This is a genomic window from Mesocryomonas fontinalis, assembly GCF_055730125.2.
Genome location: NZ_JBUZWG020000008.1, coordinates 172,811 through 191,776, shown reverse-complemented (window position 1 = coordinate 191,776; position 18,966 = coordinate 172,811). Strand labels below are relative to the sequence as shown.

Sequence of the window (18,966 nt, the reverse complement as noted above, 5' to 3'; positions counted from 1 at the left end):
CTCAACTCGACCGCGACGGGAGAAGCTAAGCCGAACGGCGATAGCTTCGACCGTACCGGATGCCCGTGACGGCGGCGGCGACGCCCATGGCGAGGACCGGGAGCACGACGCCCTGAACGGCCGTTCCGAGGGCATCGCCGTCGATGCTGCCTTGGTCGCTGGCCAGTCCTATCAGCAGCGGTCCGAGGCCGATGCCGCAGAGGGTGGTCGCCGCGAGCATAACGCCGGAGACGGTACCCTTCGCCGGGGTGGCGTTGACGCTCTGGAGGAGGGTCAGGCCGGTCGGTGTCGCCGCGCCCATGGCACCGGCGAAGAGAGCCAGACCGGCGAGCGACAGCGGGAGATCGGGCGCCTCGGCGAACAGGATGAGGCCGGGGAAAGCCAGGAGAAGCGCGGTGGCGGCAATGCCGAAACCGCCCCGCAGTTGGAAAACGCGCATCACGCGATCGGTCGCCCATCCGCCGACGGCGTGGCCGGCAACGCCCGCGAGGACCGTCACCATGCCCGCAGCCAGCGCCGCCATGGCGGGCTCGAGCGCGAAGCGGCGGTAGAGAAGCGTCGGCGTCCAGGCCGCCACGCCCTGGATGGCCAGAACCGTCGCGGACATGACGACCAGAAGCGGCAGATAAGTCCGCCAGCCCGCCGACAGCCAGGCGAGGGCTTGGCCGAGCGTGGCCCTGCGGGACGGCAGCGCCCCCCCTTTCGCGGCCCCGCCATCGCGCACGGTGACGAGCGCCATCAAGGCCACAAGATTGAGGGCCAGCGAGGTGAGGACGACGGCGCGCCATGGCTCGGCCGGCATGTCGGCAAGGCCAGACAAGCGACCGAGCAGCCAGCCGCCGCCGATCAGCGCGGACGCCCGACCGGCAATGCCGGCGGACGTGAAGGCCGCGGTGGCCCGGGCCCGCCGGGGTGTCGCGACCCGCTCAGCGATCAGCGACAGCACGCAAGGCAGGAGCACCGACTGGCCGAGACCGACCAGGAGCGAGGCCGCGAACAGCCATGGAAAGCTCGGGGCGAGCGCGTAGCCGAGGATGCCGACGCTCGAGACGCTCATGCCGCAGAGGAGCAGGCGTCGCCGGTTGGTCCGGTCCGCGAGCAGGCCGGCCGGCACGATCGCGAGCGCGTAGAGGAGCGCGAAGCCCGTCCCCTGGAGAAGGCCGAGCTGCGTGTCGGTGAGGCCGAGGCTCGTCTTGATGGGCGTCAGCAGCACGGCGAGGAGGCCCCGGTCCATCAACGCCGTGAACTGCACGAGCGCCAGCGCCGCCACGAGGCCGGAGGCCGAGCGGCGGACGGGGCGGTGGGCATCATGCTCGGCGGCGATGCGGTCGTCCGGCGGGCTCAACTCAGCGCCCGCAGCCAGTCGTCGAAGAGCGGGCGGGAGATCGCCCCGTCCAGCACCGCCTCGCCGTTGCGGCTCCCGGCGCGGAAGCGTCCGGGTGTCGTGCCGTAAGCCTCCGCGAAGGATCGGTTGGCGTGGCTGTCGGACGAGAACCCGGCCTGGAGCGCGAGCTGTCCGACGCTGACCGACACCAGGTCGGGGCGCTGCACCAGCGAGTGAAGGCGCACGGCGCGCCGCTTCACGATATAGCGCGCGATGCCGCCGAAAGGCTTGAAGAGTTCGTAGAGAACGGTGCGCGACACGCCGGCAAGCGTCGAGATCATGATCGGCGACAGGTCACGGCGCGACAGGTTCGCCTCCACGACGAGGCGGATGCGGTCGAGAACCGCGGTGGCACTGCGGTCGCGCAGCAGCGCGGTATCCTCGGAGCGCAGCACCAGCGCCAGCGCGCTCTCCAGGATACCCACCACCGGTCCCGGCTCGGTGTTCGCCGCGCTGAGCTGCCGCGTGACGATCGAGGTCATGACGTCCGCCAGAAGGCCGGACTGCGCGCTGGACAGGATGCGCCCGTGCAGTCCCGCCACCTGGACGCTCGACCGCTCCACCAGGTCGCGCGGAACCGAGAAGGTCAGGAGACGCACGTCGCGGGCCGTGGTGCGCTGCGGGCGGGTCAAGTCGAAGAGGGCGATGCTGCCGGGCCCCGCCTCCTCGGCCTGGTCGTCGTGCTCGACCACCATGCGGCCGGAGACGACGAGCTGGAGCGTGAAGTGCGAGAAGCCGTCGCCGCGCACGCGGGCGGCCGTGCGCTCGTGCGCGACGTCGTTCAGCCGTCGATCGAACAGGACGAGCGGACCCAGGCGGCAAGCCTCGAGGCGCGCGTGGAAGCCGGGTCCGGTCTGGTGGACATCGCTGCCCCCGGCATAGAGTGCGCGGTATCGCCCGAAGGCATCGTTGTCCTCGACCGCGACGCTGTCGAACTCGTAGTGCACCGGCGGCGATCGGGTCATGCGGGGCAAGCTATCCTGGCGGCGGGTGGATCGGTCCGGCAGCCCTTCCGGCCGGGGTGGAAAGAGGGCGGCTTCCGGTCCCCGGTTGCGCCGCACGACTATGGCGCATGGGCCACAGGTTGCGCACCGAACGACCCTATAGGCACTTCCGGACGCTCAGGCAACGAATGGCGGACGCTGGTGCAACGCCGCCCCGGCCCGGTCCGTAGCTCCGCGCCAAGCCGGCCCGTAATCATCCGTCATCACAAGAGGCGGCGCCGGGCCGGGCCGTCTCGCGCAGCAGCACGGCGGGCATCGCCCGCAGCCGCCTCTTCCGCGTCGCACTGCCGGCCCTGACCCGAGACACGTTCATGCCGATCCGACGTTGTTCCGCCCCCGCCCTCCCGCCGCACGCCGTCCGCCAGATCCGTCCGATCTGCGGCGTCCGTGGCGAGGCTCTGGCATGAGCGCCGCGTCGATGATCGCCCCGGCCAGCCCCGGCAGCAGCGAGGACCTCGTCGTCACCTCCTCGCGGGGTTTCCCCGCCTGGCTTGCCGCGCAGAAGGCAAGCCTCCTCTTCACCACAGACCAGGCGGACAAGCTCTTCCTGATCGGCACGCACGGGGGACGCCTCTCGGTCGTGGAGCGCGGCTTCCCCCGCCCGATGGGCCTCGACGTGTCGGCGGACGGGCGATCTGTGCTGATGGCCACGCGCCACCAGATCATCCGCTTCGACAACGTCGCGCCGGCCGGGGAAAAGCCGGAGGCCACCGGCCTTCAGGGCTACGACGCGCGGCTGTCGCCGCAGGCCACCTGGAACACCGGCGACCTCGACGCCCACGACGTCGCCTTCGGGCCCGATGGCCGGCCGACCTTCGCCAACACCTTGTTCTCGTGCCTTGCCACCGTCTCGGATGGCGGTTCCTTTGACCCGCTCTGGCGGCCCCCGTTCGTCTCGAAGCTGGCCCCCGAGGACCGCTGCCACCTCAACGGCATGGCGACCGACGAGACGGGAACCCCGCACTTCGTCACCGCCGCGTCGCGCTCGGATGTGGCTGGCGGCTGGCGCGACCGGCGCGCGGACGGCGGGCTGGTGATCGATGTCACGTCCGGCGAGACCGTCGCCTCAGGCCTGTCCATGCCGCACTCGCCGCGCCTTCAGGACGGCTGGCTGTGGATCCTGAACTCCGGCACCGGCGAGCTTGGCCTCGTCGAACCCGGCTCGGGCCGCTTCGAGCCGGTGGCCTTCTGTCCGGGCTATGCGCGGGGCCTCGCCTTCGTCGGGCACTTCGCAATCGTCGGCCTTTCCCTGCCGCGCGACCGCCGGAGCTTTTCCGGCCTGCCGCTCGATGCGGCGCTGGCAGCGCGTCATGCCGACGCGCGCTGCGGGCTGCTCGTCATCGACACGCACACGGGCGAGACGGTGGAGTGGCTGCGCCTGGAGGGCGCCGTGCGCGAGCTGTTCGACGTCGCCGTGCTGCCGGGAGCTAAGCGCCCCGCCGCGGAAGTCGCAACGCCCCGATAAATGGCCGCAAAGGGTGCAGGGTGGAACTGACGTGCGACCGTCTCTCGCAACCAGACGCCCGCCGTTCGCTCAGGACGCGATCAAGCTCGACCGCAGGTCATCGCGGTCGCGGTGGTCCGGGTTCAGTTCGGCCAGCGCCTGCTTTGCCGCCTCGCGGGGATGCTCGGTGTCGATGTAGACGGAGGTGCCGTCGAGGGACTTGTTGACCAGAACGATGGTGTCGAGAACCTCGCTGAAGGTCGCCCGCTTGTCCTCGGGCCCGGCGATCAGAAGCTGCAGGCCCATGTCCTTGAAGAAGCGCAGAAGCGCCTGGGTATTGGGGACATCGAGCTTGTTGAAGGCTTCGTCGAACAGCGCGAGCCCCATGCCGACCGGGCGACCGGCGATGTGGCCGGGGAAGTAGGCCAGCGACAGCGAGGCGGCGATGGCGACGTAGAACGGCACCTGCGCCTCGCCGCCCGATCCCTTCATCGCCCGCGAAGACAGGCTGGTCCGGGCTCCCTTCGCGTCCGTCATGACGATCTCGAAGGTGAAATACTGGCGGTAGTCCGCCATGGCGGAGGCATCCTCGCCCCCCTCGATCATCGCCTCCACGTCCTCCATCGACGCCTCGAAGACCGCCTCCGACAGATCGCCATCGGCGACCCTTGCCGCGAGATCGTGGAGACGGGCAAAGCGTCCGTCGACGGCATAGGTGAAGGCGTAAGTCTGGCCGGTGAAGCGGTGGCGCCGCAGAAGACGGTTCATCGCCTCCATGCGGTGCGGGACATTGCCGAGCTTCTCGGACAACCGCGCCAGGAGATCCTCGCGCAACATCCGGCGCATCTCTCCCGCCGCACTCGCGCAGGCCTCGCGGTGAACCCTGAGGTCGTTCTCCTCGAGACGCTTTCGCTCATCCTCGATCCAGCGATAGCCGGCGATCATGCTGTCGGCATCGACCACCGGAACGGCGATCCGCCACTGCAGCGCGTAGTCGCCGAGATCGCGCAGCGCGGCGAGCTGGTCGCGCCGTGCCCGTCCCTCGGCAAGGTCGGCGCCGGTGCGGGCTTCGTTGCGGCAGGTGGCGAGCCAGGCCATCAGGTCGCGGCGCGGTGCACCGCCGGCGCGGACCTCGTCCCGGAACGCGGCGCAGACCTCGGCGGCCGAGCGCGTCTTGCCGTCGAGACTGGACAGCGCCAGGCTGGTCTCGCTCTCCAGCGCCGCCCAGGCACTCCGGCGAAGGGCAACGGCGGCTTTCAGCTTTTCCGCGGCGACCGTCTCCCGGGCCCTCGCATGGGCGACGGCCTGCTGCAGGCCGTCGATCTTCGGTTCAACCTCCTCGGCAAGTTCCGCCGCATGGGCGTCGCGCTCGGCCCGGATATCGTCGAGCTCGGCGCGAAGCCCGGCAGCGTCGCTCTCCTCCACGGATCGGCGGTCGCGCAGGAGCGCGTTGTGCCGAAGCTGCGCCGTGGAGACGCGGTGCTCCAGTTCGGCCAGCTGCGGATCGGCGGTGAGGACCTCCGCGATGCCGGGCAAGCGGCGGGCGGCGTCACGGATCTCGTTCAGGCGCATCGTCGCCGCGGCGAGCTCACGCTCGATTCGCGCCCGGCTGCCGTCGGGCTGATCGGCACCGGAAGCGTCGGCCTGCCGCCCGAGGAGGAGTTCCTTCAGCTCGCGCTGGACGGAGAGGCTCATGCCGGACGAGGTCTTTCCGTTGCGCATGATGCCGCGATCGAGACGGTCGAGTTCCGCCTCGGTGTCCGCCTTGCGGAAGCCGCCGATACGGACGGTGAGGAACGCTTGGGCGTGCCGGTCATCCGTCCGAAGCGCCTCGAGAATGCTGCCCGGCGGCGTGTTCGTCCGGGTCGAGGCGGTGGCGCTTGTCTTCACCAGCGTGCAGCCGGCGAAGGCGTTTCGGTTCTGCCACATCAGATCGAAGGCGCGCGGCAGCAGCGGTGGCTGGACGATGATCGCTTCGCGGCCCCGCCCGAGCAGCGCCTCGGCCGCATACTGCCAATCCGGATCGGCAACCCCGACGACGTCGCACAGCGGAACGGCGGGGATGCCGGCGGAGGCGAGCGCCGTCAGAAGCGCCACGACCTCCCGCGACAGGAGGGCGCCCCCCGCCCGCGACGGGCTGGCGGCCGTTCGCTGCAGTTCCTCCTGCAGGCGGCGCACCCCGTCCTGGAGGCTGTGGGCGAGATCATCGAGCGCTGTCTGCAGCGCATCAAGGTCACTGGCTCTGTTCAGCAGATCCTGGACCTCTTCGCCGCGACCTCGGAGTGCCTCGTGCAGCAGCTTTCCCGCCGGGACCAACGCGAGGGCTTGGCGCGCCGCCTGCAGGGCGGAGAGAATGCCGGGATGCTGCACCTCGGCGAGGGACGACAGCCGCACGAGCTCGGCAAGTGCCGCGCGGATCCGGGTCCAGGCGGCTTCCGCCTCCCGCAGATCGCGCTCGGCAAGCTTCGCCTCGGCATCAATCTGTCGGAGCTGCGCCTCGCCGCTGGCCGCGCCGAGCAGAGCTTGCTTGGAGCGGATCTCCTCGTCCCAGTTGCGGATCCATTCGCGGCGGCTGGTGAGCACACGGCGCTCGACATCGAGGCTGGCCGAGCGCGTCCGTGAGAGGTCGCGGGCGGAGCGCAATTCGAGGGCTGCCCGGGTCGCGTCCGCAGCGGCCGCTCGCCAGCGCAACCGATCCGCCTCGATGCGCGCCGTCCCCCAGGCCTCGAACCGACCGGAAATCCGGCTGACGCGCTGATGCTTCGCCTCGGCCTCCTCGATCAGCGCCTCCAACTCCCGCCACGTCGCGATCGAGGTGCGGACGCGCTGCACATCCAGCGGGTCGGGCTCCAGCACGAACTCGCGCACGAAGACCGTCGGGTCGAAGATCGGCTTGAAGGCGAGCGCGTTCGAGAAGGCGCGCAGGAAGTGCCGGGCATTCGGCGGGGAGGCGGAGCCGCGCATCGCCGCCAGCATGTCGGCGGTGAAGCGTTCGGCCGAGGACTTGTACTCGGCCATGTCGGGATGCGCCTTGCGCAGGTCCGCGGCGACCTCCGCGAAGGGCGCGATGGTCGCGATCCCGTCCTCGTCGCGGCGCAGCGCTGCGATCGAGAAGTCGTGTCCGGGGATGATGAAACGCGACAGCACCTCCTCGCGGCTGTCGCCATGGCGGGCCGCGAAGGCGACGCCGACCGACAGCGGCACCCCGGTGTATTCGTGGACGAAGGTCAGAGCGAGGATGCTCTCGCAGGACTTGCGCAAGGGCCGGCCGTCCTGCGCGGGATCGCCGGTCATGCCGAGGCAGTATTCGAGCACGCTGCGCGACGACCGACCGCTGGCGCTCGCATTGAGGTTCAGGCGGTTGTGATTGCCGCCGGTGATGACGGTCTGGATCGCGTCCTGGATGGAGCTCTTGCCGGCGCCGGTTGGCCCGATCAGGGCGGCCTCGCCCCGGATCTCGATGTCCTTTGCGTCGATCAAATACCAGTTGGAGATCGAAATCCGGCGAAGGCTATACAAGGGTACTGCCCCGGCCGGCCGGCCGCTGAACCACGGTATCCGCCGACGCCGCGCTGCGCTCGATTTCCACCGCCGTGCGATCCGGGTCGAGGCTCGGGTTGCGCTCGCTCGGCGGCGCCGCGACCCAGGCCATCAGGTCCTCGACGTAGGAGTCCGGCACCAGGACGGCGATCCCGGGCAGGATGGCGAGCGGCGACACGCGGCCAACCCGGTCGCGCTCGCCGAGACGAACGGCGCCGTTGCGCTGGAAGCGGCGAAGGATGTCGAGCAGCCGCATCTCGTCGGGCGGCGCGGCTTGCGTTGCGCTCTCGATCCGGTCGACGAGCGTATCGGTCGTCCGCTCGACGATGCCGCCATCCCCGATCTCGTGCGCCCGCATCGCCTCCTCCCAGAGAAGCCGCAGCGCCAAGAGGACGATCGTCTCGTCCTTGCGCAGCCGCTCGAACATGCCGTCATAGCGCGCCTCGTCGCCGGGAACGACGAGCGCCACCATCTGATCGCGGGCCGAAATCTCCAGCCGGTAGCCGAGGGCGCCGAAGTAGCGCTCGTAGAAGGTCGGATAGGCACGGACGAGATCGTAGGTCCGGCCAAGCCCCGGCGTGTGGGAGTAGACGCACTGGCGCGTCAGCAGCACCTGCAGCGAACGCGTCATCTCCTCGGCCGACGGACGGCGGCCGGCGATATGGCCACCGGCCCAGTCGCCGTCGACGATATCGCGGAATTCGTCGGTCTCACGCTGCATCGCTATCCCTCGGCATTCGCCGTCGTATCAGGAAATCCTGGCAGGAGATCCAGTCGTTGGAGCAGCGGCCAGGCAGGAGGACGAGCTCGAAGCGGGGCGCCAAGGCCCCGTTGAAGATCGAGGGGAGTTCCCGCAATCGCTGGAAGGCGACGAAGTCCTCCACCGTCTCGAGCATGATATCCTTGGCGCGAACCTCCGTCTTCTCGCCGAGGACCTTATCCACATAGCTTGCGAGCACTGGTGCGGTGACGCGGGTGCGCCGGACATACTCGGCCTTGGCCCGGGCATAGACGAGCGCGCCGGGATCGACGGGAACGTCCCGGATGACGGTCGGGGCGACGACCGCCCGCTCGCGGCGCGGCGCCGGCACGTGGACGGGGCCGAGCGGCAGGATGCGCGGCAGCAGGGCGGTCGCGACCGGAACATCGTCGCGGCGGTCGTCGGCCAAGGCCTTGATGGCATCGACGAGGCGCACCTGCGAGGGGTTGATGATCCGGTCCATGTAGCGGGCGGTGTTGACGATCCGCCGCTCGATCCGCGCGACCGTCGCGTCGATGGCGTCGAGATGCAGGTCGGCAGCGTCAAACACGGCGATGACCTCCGCGATCTCCTCCCGCACCCGCTCCTGCCCGGCTCCCGCGTCCTCTGCCCTCCCCTCCCTGGCATAGGCCTCTCCCAGCCGTGCCACGAGGTCGTCGTCCATCATCATCTCGTTCGCCTGGCGGACGATGGCGGCGCGGAACCGGAACGGATTATCCTTCGTGTGCAGGGTCTTGAAGTCACGGATCAGGTGGCGCTCGACGAAATCCTCGAAGAAGTGCCGGAACACCTCCCGGACACTCGGCTGCTTCAGGATCCGGTCTTCGGCCTGGCGCAGCGAGATCGAGACCGTGCGCATGTGGGCCATGAACTCGTTCGCCCCCCGAAGGGCGTTGCGAAGGCTTTCGGACCGGTCGTCGGGCTCCGCAGCGGTTCCCTCCAGGGCGCCGAGAACGCCGAGGACCGCGCCGCCATAGCTGCGGGCCTCGCCCTTCTCGATCTCGGCCAAAGCCTGAACGAGGATGCTCGCCTCGGGATTGAAGTCGACGAGGCGGACGTAACGCTCCCGGTGTTCGACAAGCCAGCCGGTGTCCACGAGCCGCTGATAGACGGCCCGCGCGCGGTCGTCGCCCGATGGCTCCAGTGCCTCCTCGTCGACGACCGGTTCCTGCGTGGCTTCCCATCGCAACAGGAAGTCCTCGACCTCGCTGACGACATCGGCACGGCGCGGTGCCTCCGGCGCGAGCTCGAAGGTGCGGTGGTAGAGATGCAGCAGGAGGTCGGAATAGAGCCGCCGCGACGGGGACGCCAGCGGCTTGAACAGATCGGGCGGCAGGACGTCGAAGAGCGGCATTCGTTTCCTGGGCGCGTCGACGGGACAACTGCGAGCGAGGAGCTGTCCGCCTGCATATCGATCTAACGGAGCTGGATCAACCAAGCGGGGAGGACCAAGGTCCGCTGCGAAGGCCTGGCTGGCCCGCACGATGTCAGGGCCGAAGACGGCGCCGGGTTTGCGTCAGATCAAGGCATCGATGCGCCGTCCGTGCTGAGAGAGGTGACCGTCTCCGGCTGATCGGGGGCGGCTTCTATGGCTGCGGCAAGGCTTTGTGCCGGAGCGTCGCCGGGCGGCCGCGTCAACGCCCGGAGCCCATCGCCGCACGGCCTACCCCGGGCGGCGAGTTTCCGTAGCCGGACCTCTGGAGGAGGCCATGATGATGCCGTCGACTGTCGTGTCCGCCGAAGCGGCCCGTCCTGCCGAGCGCAAAAGGCGGTTGCTGAGGCTGTTGCCGATCGCCTGCGCGGTGGCGGGGCTCGGCGCCGGCACCGCGGCCTTCCTGCTCGGCAAGGCGGACGCGGCCGGTCTGATCTGGTCGACAGGCGTCGTGCCGGTCCTTGCCACCCTTCTCTGGCAGATCGCCGCCAGCCTTCGCCGCGGCGATGTCGGGCTGGACCTCGTGGCCGCCCTCTCGATGATGGCCGCGCTGGCGATCGGAGAGGCTCTGGCGGCGGCCGTCGTCGCGCTGATGTACGCCAGCGGACAGGCACTCGAGGCTTACGCGGCGGGCCGTGCCAACCGCGAGATGAAGGCGCTTCTCGACCGCGTCCCGCGCACGGCGGTGCGGTATTCGGGCGAAACCCTCGCCACGATCCCGATTTCGGAGGTTGCCGTCGGCGACCGCCTGCTCGTCCATCTCGGTGATGTGCTTCCCGTCGACGGGACGGTCTCGGGATCGACGCTGCTCGACGAGGCGCCGCTCACCGGCGAATCCCTTCCGGTAACGAAGCGCGACGGTGACGCCGCCATGAGCGGCTCGACCAATGTCGGCGCAGCGTTCGACCTCGTGGCGCGCGAGCCGGCCGCCCGGAGCACCTATGCCGGGATCGTCCGCCTCGTCGAAGAGGCGACGACGTCGCAGGCACCGATGACGCGCCTCGCCGATCGCTATGCCCTCGGCTTCATGGCGGTGACCCTCGGGCTCTCGGCGCTGGCCTGGTGGCTATCCGGCGATCCCGTCCGCGCCGTCGCGGTCCTCGTCGTCGCGACCCCGTGCCCGCTGATCCTCGCGGTTCCCGTCGCCATCGTCTCCGGCATCTCCCGGGCGGCCAAGGTCGGCGTTCTCGTCAAGGGCGGCGCCGCGCTCGAAACGCTCGGCCGCATCAGGACGCTCGTCGTGGACAAGACGGGAACCCTCACACACGGGTCCGCCGCCGTGTCGGAGATCGTCGTCGGCGAAGGCTGGACGGAGGCCGAAGTCCTGTCGCTGGCCGCCAGTCTCGATCAGGCGTCCCAACATGCGGTCGCCAAGGCCGTCGTCGCCGCCGCGGTCGAACGCGGGCTCGCTCTCGCGCTTCCGACCGAGACGCGGGAGGTGCCGGGCGAAGGCGTGGAGGGGCGCGTTGCCGGGCGCCTCGTGCGCGTCGGCGGCAAGGGCTTCGTGGCCGCGGGGATGCCCAATGCCGAACGGGCGGCGCTGACCGCCGCCGTTCCCGCCGGCGCGCTGACTGTCGCGCTTGCCGTCGACGGCGCCTTTGCCGGGCTCGTCCTGATGCGCGACGCGCTTCGCCCGGATGTCGCGGGGACGCTGGCGCGGCTGCGCGCGCTCGGCGTGACACGGATCGTGCTCGCCACCGGGGACCGCCGGGATGTCGCGCTCGCCATCACCAGGAGCCTCGGCCTCGACGAGATCGCCGCCGACCTCGTGCCGGAGGACAAGATCGCGCTGGTGCGGCGCGAGAAGCAACGGGCACCGGTGATGATGGTCGGCGATGGCGTCAACGATGCGCCGGCTCTGGTCGCCGCCGATCTCGGCATCGCGATGGGCGCCAAGGGGGCCGCCGCATCGGCCGAGGCGTCGGACGTGATCCTCCTGCGCGACAGTCTCGACGGGCTCGTCGAGGCGATGGCCATCGGCCAGCGATCACGCAGGATCGCGCTGCAGAGCGTCTCCGTGGGGATCGGGCTTTCCGGGATCGGGATGGTGGCCGCCGCCTTCGGCTACTTGCCGCCCGTGCAAGGCGCACTGCTTCAGGAAGCGATCGATGTCGCGGTCATCCTGAACGCGCTGCGCGCCCTTCGTCCGGGCTGAAAGCCAAGGCGGAACCGCCAGAGCTCTCCCGCGACACCGGCGTCGCGTCGGGGGCCTCAGCAGTTTCCGTCGAGGCCGGTGTTAGAGGCCCAGCACCGTTCGTGGCTTGGATCCGCGAGCCCGATGCCCACCTCGCACAAATCGATCTGCTGCCAGAAAGGCAGATCAGAACGGCCAGACGAGCGAGATCAGCAACGTGCCGCAGATGACCACGATCACCGAGAGCGGCAGGCCCAACCGCCAGTAGTCGCCGAACTTGTAACCGCCGGGGCCCATGACGATCGTATTACACTGGTGGCCGATGGGTGTCAGAAAGTCGCAGGCAGCGCCGAGGGCGACACCCATCAGGAACGGATCCGGGTTGAGCCCGAGCTTGATCGCCACCGACGCCGCGATCGGCGCCATCATCAGCACCGTGGCGGCATTGTTGAGGAAGGGCGTCACGGCCATGGCGAGGATGATGACGACGGCCAGTGCCAACGAGGGTGCGAGGCCCGACAGCAGCGGCGAAAGCCAGGCCGCGATCAGGTCGGTGCCGCCGGTAGTCTGGATCGCCTCGCTGATCGGAATAAGAGCGGCGAGGAGCACGATCACCGAGGCCTCGACCGAGTGATAGGCATCCGACATGCTCATCACCCGCAGCAGCAGCAAGGTCACCGCCGCGCCGAAAAACGCGACGGCGGCGCTGGCGATGCCCGCGGCCGTCAGGGCCATCGCGATGGCCAGCACCGCGATCGGAACGTAGCTGCGCCGGTTGCGGCCAAGGACGATGCGACGCTCGGCGAGCGGCAGGAAGTTCAAGGCGCCGAGCGCCTGCGAAATGTCGTCGGCGGTTCCCTTGAGAACGACGACGTCGTTTGCCCGGAGCTTCAGGGATGAAAGGCGCTGGCTGATCGGCTGCCCGCCCCGGCTGATCGCCAGCACGGCGACTTCGGGATACTGCTGCATGATGCCGCGGCCGACCGGCAGCCCGATCACCGACGACGCCGGAGAGACGATCGCCTCGACCACCGTCTCCGTCTCGACGTCGGCGGCGGCGATGATGGTTTCTCCCGCCAGCCGCAGTTCAGACCGGGCGATGGCGCGCTCGAGATCTTCGGGATCGCCGGCGATGAGCAGCACGTCGCCGCCGCGCAGCGGCATGTCCGGCGACGGCACGAGCCTGCGAAAACGCTCCCGGATGACCCAGCGGATGCGAATGTCGCCGTCGCCGAGCGCCTCGACCTCGCCGATGGTTCGCGATGCGGACGCCGAGCCCTCAGGAATGACGGCCTCGACGGTGTAGGCATCGAGGTTGAAGCTCGCGGAGACCGTGCCGCCCGGCTTGCGCTTCGGGAGCAGGCCCGAGGCGAGCGAGAGGAAGATGAAGCCCGCCAACGCCACGCCGAGACCAACCGGCGCGTAGTCGAACATGCCAAACGGCTTGCCGGACACGTCGACCCTGATCTTCGAGACGATGATGTTCGGCGACGTGCCGACCAGGGTCACCAGGCCGCCGATGAGCGAGGCGAAGGACATCGGCATCAGGAAGCGGGAGATCGACGTGCCGCTGCGCTTGGCGACCTGCGCCGCCACCGGCATGAAGATCGCGAGGGCGCCGACGTTCTTCGTCACCATCGACATCAGCATCGTCGCCCCGACGAGGATCGGCACCTGGCTTCGCGCCGACTTCATGTAGGGCAGAAGCGGGCGCATCAGGTCCTCGACGAAACCCGAGCGGGCGACGGCCGAACTGATGATCAAGGCGCCGGCGACGATGACGACGACATTGTCGGAGAACCCGGTAAAGGCCTGATCGAACGGCACGATGCCGAGCACCAGCCCGGCGAACAGGGCCGCGACCGCCACCAGATCATAGGGCAAGCGCCCCCAGATGAAGCCGACGACCGTCGCGAAAACGAGGCCGAAAGCCAGGGCTTGGTCGATCGTCATTCTGGAGCTTTCGAGAGAGGCACGCGGTGATGCGACCCGGCGTCTGACGGCCAAGCGGTCCCGGCAGCTTGCGAGGATTTCGGGAGGGTAGCGCGAGCGCGGAAGGCGACAATGGCTGACCCGCGCTTTTGCCCGCGGCGTTGATGTCCTCTACGGCGAAGCGGCAAGGCCTTCGCGCCACGCTAATTGTCGGCGGATGGGAACGCCCCCGGCCCCAAACCGTCCTTGGAGGGAGCCGCAACCGCCTCAACCCCGGTTTGGCCCAATGCCAGAGACAAGTGCCAGAGATTGGATCGTCCGTGATGGAAACCGACAAGTCCGCCAACGCAATCACCCCGGTCACGAGCGGCGTTCGAGACGGCGAGGTGCAGGCTCTCGTGGAACTGGCGGACCGCCCGTTCCCGGATGCGCCGCCCGCCGATGCGGGGCGGACCTCGGCTCTCGGAGAGATCTCCTTCGAGGCATTGCGCTCGGAGATCCTTCTGAAGGCGCTCGCCTCAAAAGTGCTCGGCGCGCATCTCGACAACCGTTTCCAAACCTCCTACCCGCTCGTGCTCGATCTCTCGGCGGTCACGCCGGAGGCTCGTTCGCTGATGCTGGAAGTGGCAGGGGCGGCAGCTGTCTCGGTCGGCCTGACGGCAGCGCAGACGGAAGCAGCCACCCGCGGCCTCGCTTCCATCCGCGCCGATACCCCGGCCATCGCCGCGTTCCACCACGCCATCAGCCAGCCGAGGGCACTGCCGCTGATCCTGGCGGAAACGGCAAAGGCTGGCTTCTCGGAATATGCCTATGCTGTTTCGCTGGTCACTCTCTCGGGCGTCGACAACGATCTGGCCGCGATCCATCTCAGCTACGTCGCCGCACGCCTCAGCTTGACGCGGGAACTGACGCGGAGCCTTGATCGGCGCTTTCGGACTTGACCTCCTGCAGCGCCTCGGGAATGGCGTTCGTCTCCAGCAGCAGCTTGCGCGAGATGTCGGCCAGGGTCAGCCAGCCGACGATCTCGCCGGTATGATCCCTGACACCCAGGCGGCGAATATGATTTGCCGCCATCATGCTCATGGCCTCGTTCACCCCGTCGTCGACGCGGCAACAGATGATCGGGGACGACATGATCTCGGTGGCGACCATGGACGCGGGGTCACCGCCCTTGGCGACGACCCGGTAGAGGATGTCGCGCACGGTGACGACACCCAGCGGATCCGAGGAGCTGCCGACCGGCACCGCCCCGACGTCGAGATCCCCCATCAGTTCCGCGAGCGAGCGCGCCGTGTCCTCCGGTGCGGCAAAGTCCACGATACGGCTCATCAATTCGGCAACTCTCACGACAACCCTCACGGTGATTTTGCAGTGCAATATAACGCACGGTTCCCGATTGTGTTCACCCGCAATTTAATAAGGCGGCAAGCGGGAACGAACGGCATCGGCGGAACTTTCGACCTCGTCTTTGTATCCGAACACTGTGAGCCCGTATGACAATCCATACCCTGGTCGAGAAGTCTGCCGCCCCGGCCTTCAGCCCGCCTTCGTCGCGGTCTCAACTCGAGGAGGGAAGGCCTTATCCTCTCGGTTCGACGTGGGATGGACGCGGCGTCAACTTCGCGATCTTCTCCGCCCACGCCACGAAGGTGGAGCTCTGCCTCTTCGACGCCACCGGAACGCACGAGATCGAGCGGATCGAGCTGCCGGAATATTCCAACGAGATCTTCCACGGCTACCTGCCGGCGGCGCGCCCGGGTCTCACCTACGGCTACCGCGTGCATGGCCCCTACGATCCGCGGGCCGGTCATCGCTTCAACCACCACAAGCTGCTGCTCGACCCGTATGCCAAGCAGCATGTCGGCGAGCTGGTGTGGGACCATGCGCTGTTCGGGTACACGATCGGCCACAAGGACAAGGACCTGTCCTTCGATACCCGCGACAGCGCGCCCTTCGTGCCGAAATGCCGCGTGGTCGACCCGGCCTTCACCTGGGGCGATGAGCGCAAGCCGAACGTTCCGTGGGAGCGGACGATCTTCTACGAGACCCACGTCAAGGGTTTCACCCAGACCCACCCCTCCGTTCCGGAGAGCGACCGCGGAACCTTCGCCGGACTGATGCACGCCGACGTCGTCGCCTACATCAAGAGCCTCGGCGTGACCTCCGTCGAGCTGCTGCCGATCCACGCCTTCGTCGACGACAGCTATCTCGTCGAGAAGGGCCTCCGGAATTACTGGGGCTACAACTCGCTCGGCTTCTTCGCCCCGGATCCGCGCTACTGCTCGACGCCCTTCGTCAACGAGTTCAAGGAGATGGTCTCGCAGTTCCATCACTCGGGACTGGAGGTCATTCTCGACGTCGTCTACAACCACACGGCCGAGGGCAACGAGCTTGGCCCCACCTTGTCGTTCAAGGGCATCGACAACGCGACCTATTATCGTCTGATGCCGGACGACAACCGCTACTACATCAACGATACCGGCACCGGAAACACCGTGAACACCACGCATCCGCGGGTGATGCAGATGGTGACGGATTCGCTTCGCTACTGGGCCGGCGAGATGAAGGTCGACGGCTTCCGTTTCGACCTCGCGACCATCCTGGCGCGCGAGCCGACCGGTTTCGACGAGGAGTCGGGCTTCCTGCATGCGTGCATGCAGGATCCGCTGCTGGCGCAGACCAAAATGATCGCCGAGCCGTGGGACTGCGGCCCGGGCGGTTATCAGGTCGGACGCTTCCCGCCGGGCTGGGCCGAGTGGAACGACGGCTACCGCGACACCATCCGCTCGTTCTGGCGGGGCGACGAGGGCAAGATCCCGGCGGTCGCCGGCAAGTTCAGCGCATCTGCCGACATCTTCGACAGGCGGGGCCGCAAGCCCTGGGCTTCCGTGAACTTCATCACGGCGCATGATGGTTTCACCTTGCACGACACGGTTTGCTACAACGACAAGCACAATGAGGCGAACGGCGAGGACAACCGCGACGGCCACTCGCACAACCTCTCCTGCAACTACAGCGTCGAGGGACTGACAGAGGATCCGGAGATCAACAACGTCCGCTTCCGGCAATTGCGCAATTTCTTCGCAACCTTGCTGTTCTCGCGCGGCACGCCGATGATCCTGGCGGGCGATGAGTTCGCGCGGACGCAGAACGGCAACAACAACGCCTATGCGCAGGACAACGAGATCGGCTGGGTCAACTGGGATGTCTCGCCGGAGGGCAAGGACCTCGCGGAGTTCGTCCAGAAGCTGATCATGCTTCGGCAGTCGCTGCCGATGCTGCGCCGGGGCAAGTTCCTCAGCGGGCGCTACGACGAGGAACTGGGCGTCAAGGACGTCACCTGGATCACGCCCGCCGGAACGGAGTTCGACGAGGCGCACTGGGCCGACGTGGGAGCGCGCTGCTTCGGCGTGCTGCTGGACGGCCGCGCACAGGCCGCCGGCATCCGTCGGCCAGGCACCGACGCGACCATGATGATCGTCATGAACGCCCATCATGACGTCGTGAACTTCACCTTGCCAGAGGCTGCCGGCGGCAAGCGTTGGCAGTGCGTGGTCGACACCAACCTGCCGGACCGCGAGGAATTCGCGCCCTTCGACTTCGGGGTCGAATACATGGCGACGGGTCGTTCCTTCCTCGTCTTCATGCTTGAGCCAAGCGAGGGCGAGCGTGGGCAGGCCGAAGCGCAGCGCTCCTTCGCGCACGTTTCCGAAGCCTTCGACCGGGCCTTCGTGGACCGTGTCCACTTTCCGTGAGACCGAAGCAGAAAGAGGGGCGTCGCAGCACTTGAGCGACGCCCCTGAATGAGAGTGCTGAGGGCTGTGTGATGTTTCCATCGCGCAGCCCTCAGCAGTTAAAGCGGTCGTCGGAAAATTGGATCGACGCTCGACACCCGAACGAAACAGCACTGACCTTTGCTTCGGCATGCGGCAGCGTAGGTCATTCGTTGTCTGGTCATCGCACGTGCGGCGGCGCCTTGCGGAGATCTGATCGAGAAGCCATCGCAGTCAGCCGCCACCGATCAGGATGCCGGCGGCGAGGACAAGCGCACCGCCGACGACGATCTGAAGGGTCGCCCGCACGATCGGCGTCTCCATGAAGCGGTGCTGGATCCAGACGATCGCCCAGAGTTCCAGAAAGACGACGGCGAAGGCAATGACTGTGGCCGTCCAGAAATCCGAGATGAGATAGGGGAGCGCGTGGCCGAGGCCGCCGGCGGCGGTCATGATGCCGGAGGCCAGACCCCGCTTCAGCGGTGAGCCGCGGCCGGAGAGCACGCCGTCGTCATGGGCGGCCTCGGTGAAGCCCATAGAGATGCCGGCGCCGACAGCGGCGGCAAGGCCCACCAGCAGCGTCGTCTTGGTATCGTGCGTCGCAAAGGCGGTGGCGAAGATCGGCGCCAAGGTCGACACCGAGCCGTCCATCAGACCGGCGAGACCCGGCTGGACCAAGGTCAGGATCAGCTGCTTGCGCGCCGTCTGGTCTTCCCCCGCACGCGCCTCTCCCGTCAGATGGGCCTCCTCGAGCAGGCTGGCCTTGCCCTTGTGCCGGCGCCCGGCTTCCGCCAGATCGCCGAGCAGGCGGCGGGTGGAGGGGTCGCCGACCCGCTTGGCGGCCTCGTCGTAGAACCGGCAAGCCGCATCCTCCATCCGGTCGGCTTCCGCCCGCATCTGCTCGATCCCGAGATTGGCGACCAGCCAGATCGGACGCCGGCTGACGTAATCTGCCACATGCTCCCGCCGGATCAGCGGGATGGAACCGCCGAAGCGGCGTTCATGCTCGGCGATCAGGACGCGGCGGTGGCCGTCCTCTTCCTGCTCCATGTCGCGGAAAACCGCGGCCGTATCGGGAAAATCCTGCGCCAGGCGCTCGGCATAGCCGGAGTAGATCCGCGCATCGTCCTCCTCTGCCGAAATGGCGAGAGCCAGGATTTCCCGCTCCGACAAATCCTTGAAGCGCTTTCTGCCGTTCGCAAACCACCGCATGGCCATTTCCCCAGTTTGGAATCATTCTAATTGGCGTAGCACTGTCGACCCCGACGGGCCAGGCTGATGGCAGGCGAAGGCAAGCGCATCGAAACGACCGACGGCTTCTCGCCTCGGCGGAAATGGGCGATGGACGCACGTGATGGCGGATGTCGACCTGGAGGAGGACAACGACGACAACCGACGGCTCACCGTGAAGCACCTCTGCCCGCTGCAGGTTCATCGCCGGCAACACCAGATCGTCCTTGCGATCGACCAGAACCCGGCTCATTGACACCATGCGCCTGGAAATCTCGAACGCGACGCCGCGAATGATTGGCGATCCGTATAGCCATGGCCATCAATCCGAAG

Annotated in this window: 13 protein-coding genes; 5 read left to right on the top strand and 8 right to left on the bottom strand. The window is 68.2% G+C overall.

Annotated features, from left to right (window positions below):
* Nucleotides 1–25: 25 nt before the first annotated feature.
* Together ACZL02_RS19410 and ACZL02_RS19405 are read right to left on the bottom strand one after the other, a co-directional pair.
* Nucleotides 26–1,345, bottom strand: coding sequence for an MFS transporter (locus tag ACZL02_RS19410; RefSeq protein ID WP_472940536.1), 1,320 nt, complete (start codon nucleotides 1,343–1,345; stop codon nucleotides 26–28).
* Nucleotides 1,342–2,349, bottom strand: a complete 1,008-nt coding sequence (locus tag ACZL02_RS19405; RefSeq protein ID WP_472940535.1) for an AraC-like ligand-binding domain-containing protein — start codon at nucleotides 2,347–2,349, stop codon at nucleotides 1,342–1,344. Before ACZL02_RS19405 ends, ACZL02_RS19410 begins: the two co-directional genes overlap by 4 nt.
* A gap of 442 nt (nucleotides 2,350–2,791) precedes the next feature.
* On the opposite strand from ACZL02_RS19405, the gene ACZL02_RS19400 reads away from it, so the two are divergent.
* Nucleotides 2,792–3,853 carry a TIGR03032 family protein gene (locus ACZL02_RS19400; protein WP_472940534.1) on the top strand — a complete coding sequence of 354 codons (1,062 nt, stop codon included), beginning with the start codon at nucleotides 2,792–2,794 and terminating at the stop codon, nucleotides 3,851–3,853.
* A 69-nt stretch (nucleotides 3,854–3,922) separates the two neighbouring features.
* Here the strand turns inward: ACZL02_RS19400 and ACZL02_RS19395 are convergent, their stop codons facing one another.
* From ACZL02_RS19395 to ACZL02_RS19385, 3 genes are read right to left on the bottom strand one after another with little or no spacing between them, the layout of a single operon-like run.
* The gene (locus ACZL02_RS19395) at nucleotides 3,923–7,351 is read right to left on the bottom strand and encodes an SbcC/MukB-like Walker B domain-containing protein (RefSeq protein WP_472940533.1); all 3,429 of its coding nucleotides are present in this window, start codon (nucleotides 7,349–7,351) and stop codon (nucleotides 3,923–3,925) included.
* A complete protein-coding gene (locus tag ACZL02_RS19390) occupies nucleotides 7,344–8,093 on the bottom strand; it encodes a DUF4194 domain-containing protein (protein WP_472940532.1) in 750 nt (249 codons plus the stop codon). The genes ACZL02_RS19395 and ACZL02_RS19390 overlap by 8 nt, the downstream gene beginning before the upstream one ends.
* Complete coding sequence (locus ACZL02_RS19385) at nucleotides 8,083–9,486, bottom strand: Wadjet anti-phage system protein JetA family protein (protein ID WP_472940531.1); 1,404 nt, start codon at nucleotides 9,484–9,486, stop codon at nucleotides 8,083–8,085. The genes ACZL02_RS19390 and ACZL02_RS19385 overlap by 11 nt, the downstream gene beginning before the upstream one ends.
* Before the next feature lie 361 nt (nucleotides 9,487–9,847).
* On the opposite strand from ACZL02_RS19385, the gene ACZL02_RS19380 reads away from it, so the two are divergent.
* Nucleotides 9,848–11,719, top strand: coding sequence for a heavy metal translocating P-type ATPase (locus ACZL02_RS19380; RefSeq protein WP_472940530.1), 1,872 nt, complete (start codon nucleotides 9,848–9,850; stop codon nucleotides 11,717–11,719).
* A 165-nt stretch (nucleotides 11,720–11,884) separates the two neighbouring features.
* Here ACZL02_RS19380 and ACZL02_RS19375 read toward each other — a convergent pair whose 3' ends face one another.
* Entirely contained in the window at nucleotides 11,885–13,651 is a 1,767-nt protein-coding gene (locus tag ACZL02_RS19375) for an SLC13 family permease (protein ID WP_472940529.1), read from the bottom strand.
* A 302-nt stretch (nucleotides 13,652–13,953) separates the two neighbouring features.
* On the opposite strand from ACZL02_RS19375, the gene ACZL02_RS19370 reads away from it, so the two are divergent.
* Nucleotides 13,954–14,571, top strand: coding sequence for a hypothetical protein (locus tag ACZL02_RS19370; protein ID WP_472940528.1), 618 nt, complete (start codon nucleotides 13,954–13,956; stop codon nucleotides 14,569–14,571).
* Here ACZL02_RS19370 and ACZL02_RS19365 read toward each other — a convergent pair.
* Nucleotides 14,519–14,959 (bottom strand): CBS domain-containing protein, encoded by a 441-nt coding sequence (locus ACZL02_RS19365; protein ID WP_472940527.1) that lies wholly within the window; start codon nucleotides 14,957–14,959, stop codon nucleotides 14,519–14,521. The genes ACZL02_RS19370 and ACZL02_RS19365 overlap by 53 nt on opposite strands.
* Nucleotides 14,960–15,123: 164 nt before the next feature.
* Here ACZL02_RS19365 and glgX point away from each other — a divergent pair, with 164 nt between their 5' ends.
* On the top strand, nucleotides 15,124–17,385 hold the full coding sequence (glgX, locus tag ACZL02_RS19360; RefSeq protein WP_472940526.1) for a glycogen debranching protein GlgX: 2,262 nt from the start codon (nucleotides 15,124–15,126) through the stop codon (nucleotides 17,383–17,385).
* A 252-nt stretch (nucleotides 17,386–17,637) separates the two neighbouring features.
* Here glgX and mbfA read toward each other — a convergent pair whose 3' ends face one another.
* Entirely contained in the window at nucleotides 17,638–18,621 is a 984-nt protein-coding gene (mbfA, locus tag ACZL02_RS19355) for an iron exporter MbfA (RefSeq protein WP_472940525.1), read from the bottom strand.
* A gap of 136 nt (nucleotides 18,622–18,757) precedes the next feature.
* Here mbfA and ACZL02_RS19350 point away from each other — a divergent pair, with 136 nt between their 5' ends.
* Nucleotides 18,758–18,889: a hypothetical protein gene (locus ACZL02_RS19350; RefSeq protein WP_472940524.1), complete on the top strand. Its 132-nt coding sequence runs from the start codon at nucleotides 18,758–18,760 to the stop codon at nucleotides 18,887–18,889.
* Nucleotides 18,890–18,966: the final 77 nt, after the last annotated feature.

What these genes read in the sequence shown, in the direction of transcription:
- ACZL02_RS19365 (WP_472940527.1), bottom strand. Translation starts at nt 14,959, where the DNA reads ATGAGCCGTATCGTGGACTTTGCCGCACCGGAGGACACGGCGCGCTCG.
- ACZL02_RS19370 (WP_472940528.1), top strand. Translation starts at nt 13,954, where the DNA reads ATGGAAACCGACAAGTCCGCCAACGCAATCACCCCGGTCACGAGCGGC.
- ACZL02_RS19380 (WP_472940530.1), top strand. Translation starts at nt 9,848, where the DNA reads ATGCCGTCGACTGTCGTGTCCGCCGAAGCGGCCCGTCCTGCCGAGCGC.
- mbfA (WP_472940525.1), bottom strand. Translation starts at nt 18,621, where the DNA reads ATGGCCATGCGGTGGTTTGCGAACGGCAGAAAGCGCTTCAAGGATTTG.
- ACZL02_RS19385 (WP_472940531.1), bottom strand. Translation starts at nt 9,486, where the DNA reads ATGCCGCTCTTCGACGTCCTGCCGCCCGATCTGTTCAAGCCGCTGGCG.
- ACZL02_RS19390 (WP_472940532.1), bottom strand. Translation starts at nt 8,093, where the DNA reads ATGCAGCGTGAGACCGACGAATTCCGCGATATCGTCGACGGCGACTGG.
- ACZL02_RS19375 (WP_472940529.1), bottom strand. Translation starts at nt 13,651, where the DNA reads ATGACGATCGACCAAGCCCTGGCTTTCGGCCTCGTTTTCGCGACGGTC.
- glgX (WP_472940526.1), top strand. Translation starts at nt 15,124, where the DNA reads ATGACAATCCATACCCTGGTCGAGAAGTCTGCCGCCCCGGCCTTCAGC.
- ACZL02_RS19350 (WP_472940524.1), top strand. Translation starts at nt 18,758, where the DNA reads ATGGCGGATGTCGACCTGGAGGAGGACAACGACGACAACCGACGGCTC.
- ACZL02_RS19405 (WP_472940535.1), bottom strand. Translation starts at nt 2,349, where the DNA reads ATGACCCGATCGCCGCCGGTGCACTACGAGTTCGACAGCGTCGCGGTC.
- ACZL02_RS19400 (WP_472940534.1), top strand. Translation starts at nt 2,792, where the DNA reads ATGAGCGCCGCGTCGATGATCGCCCCGGCCAGCCCCGGCAGCAGCGAG.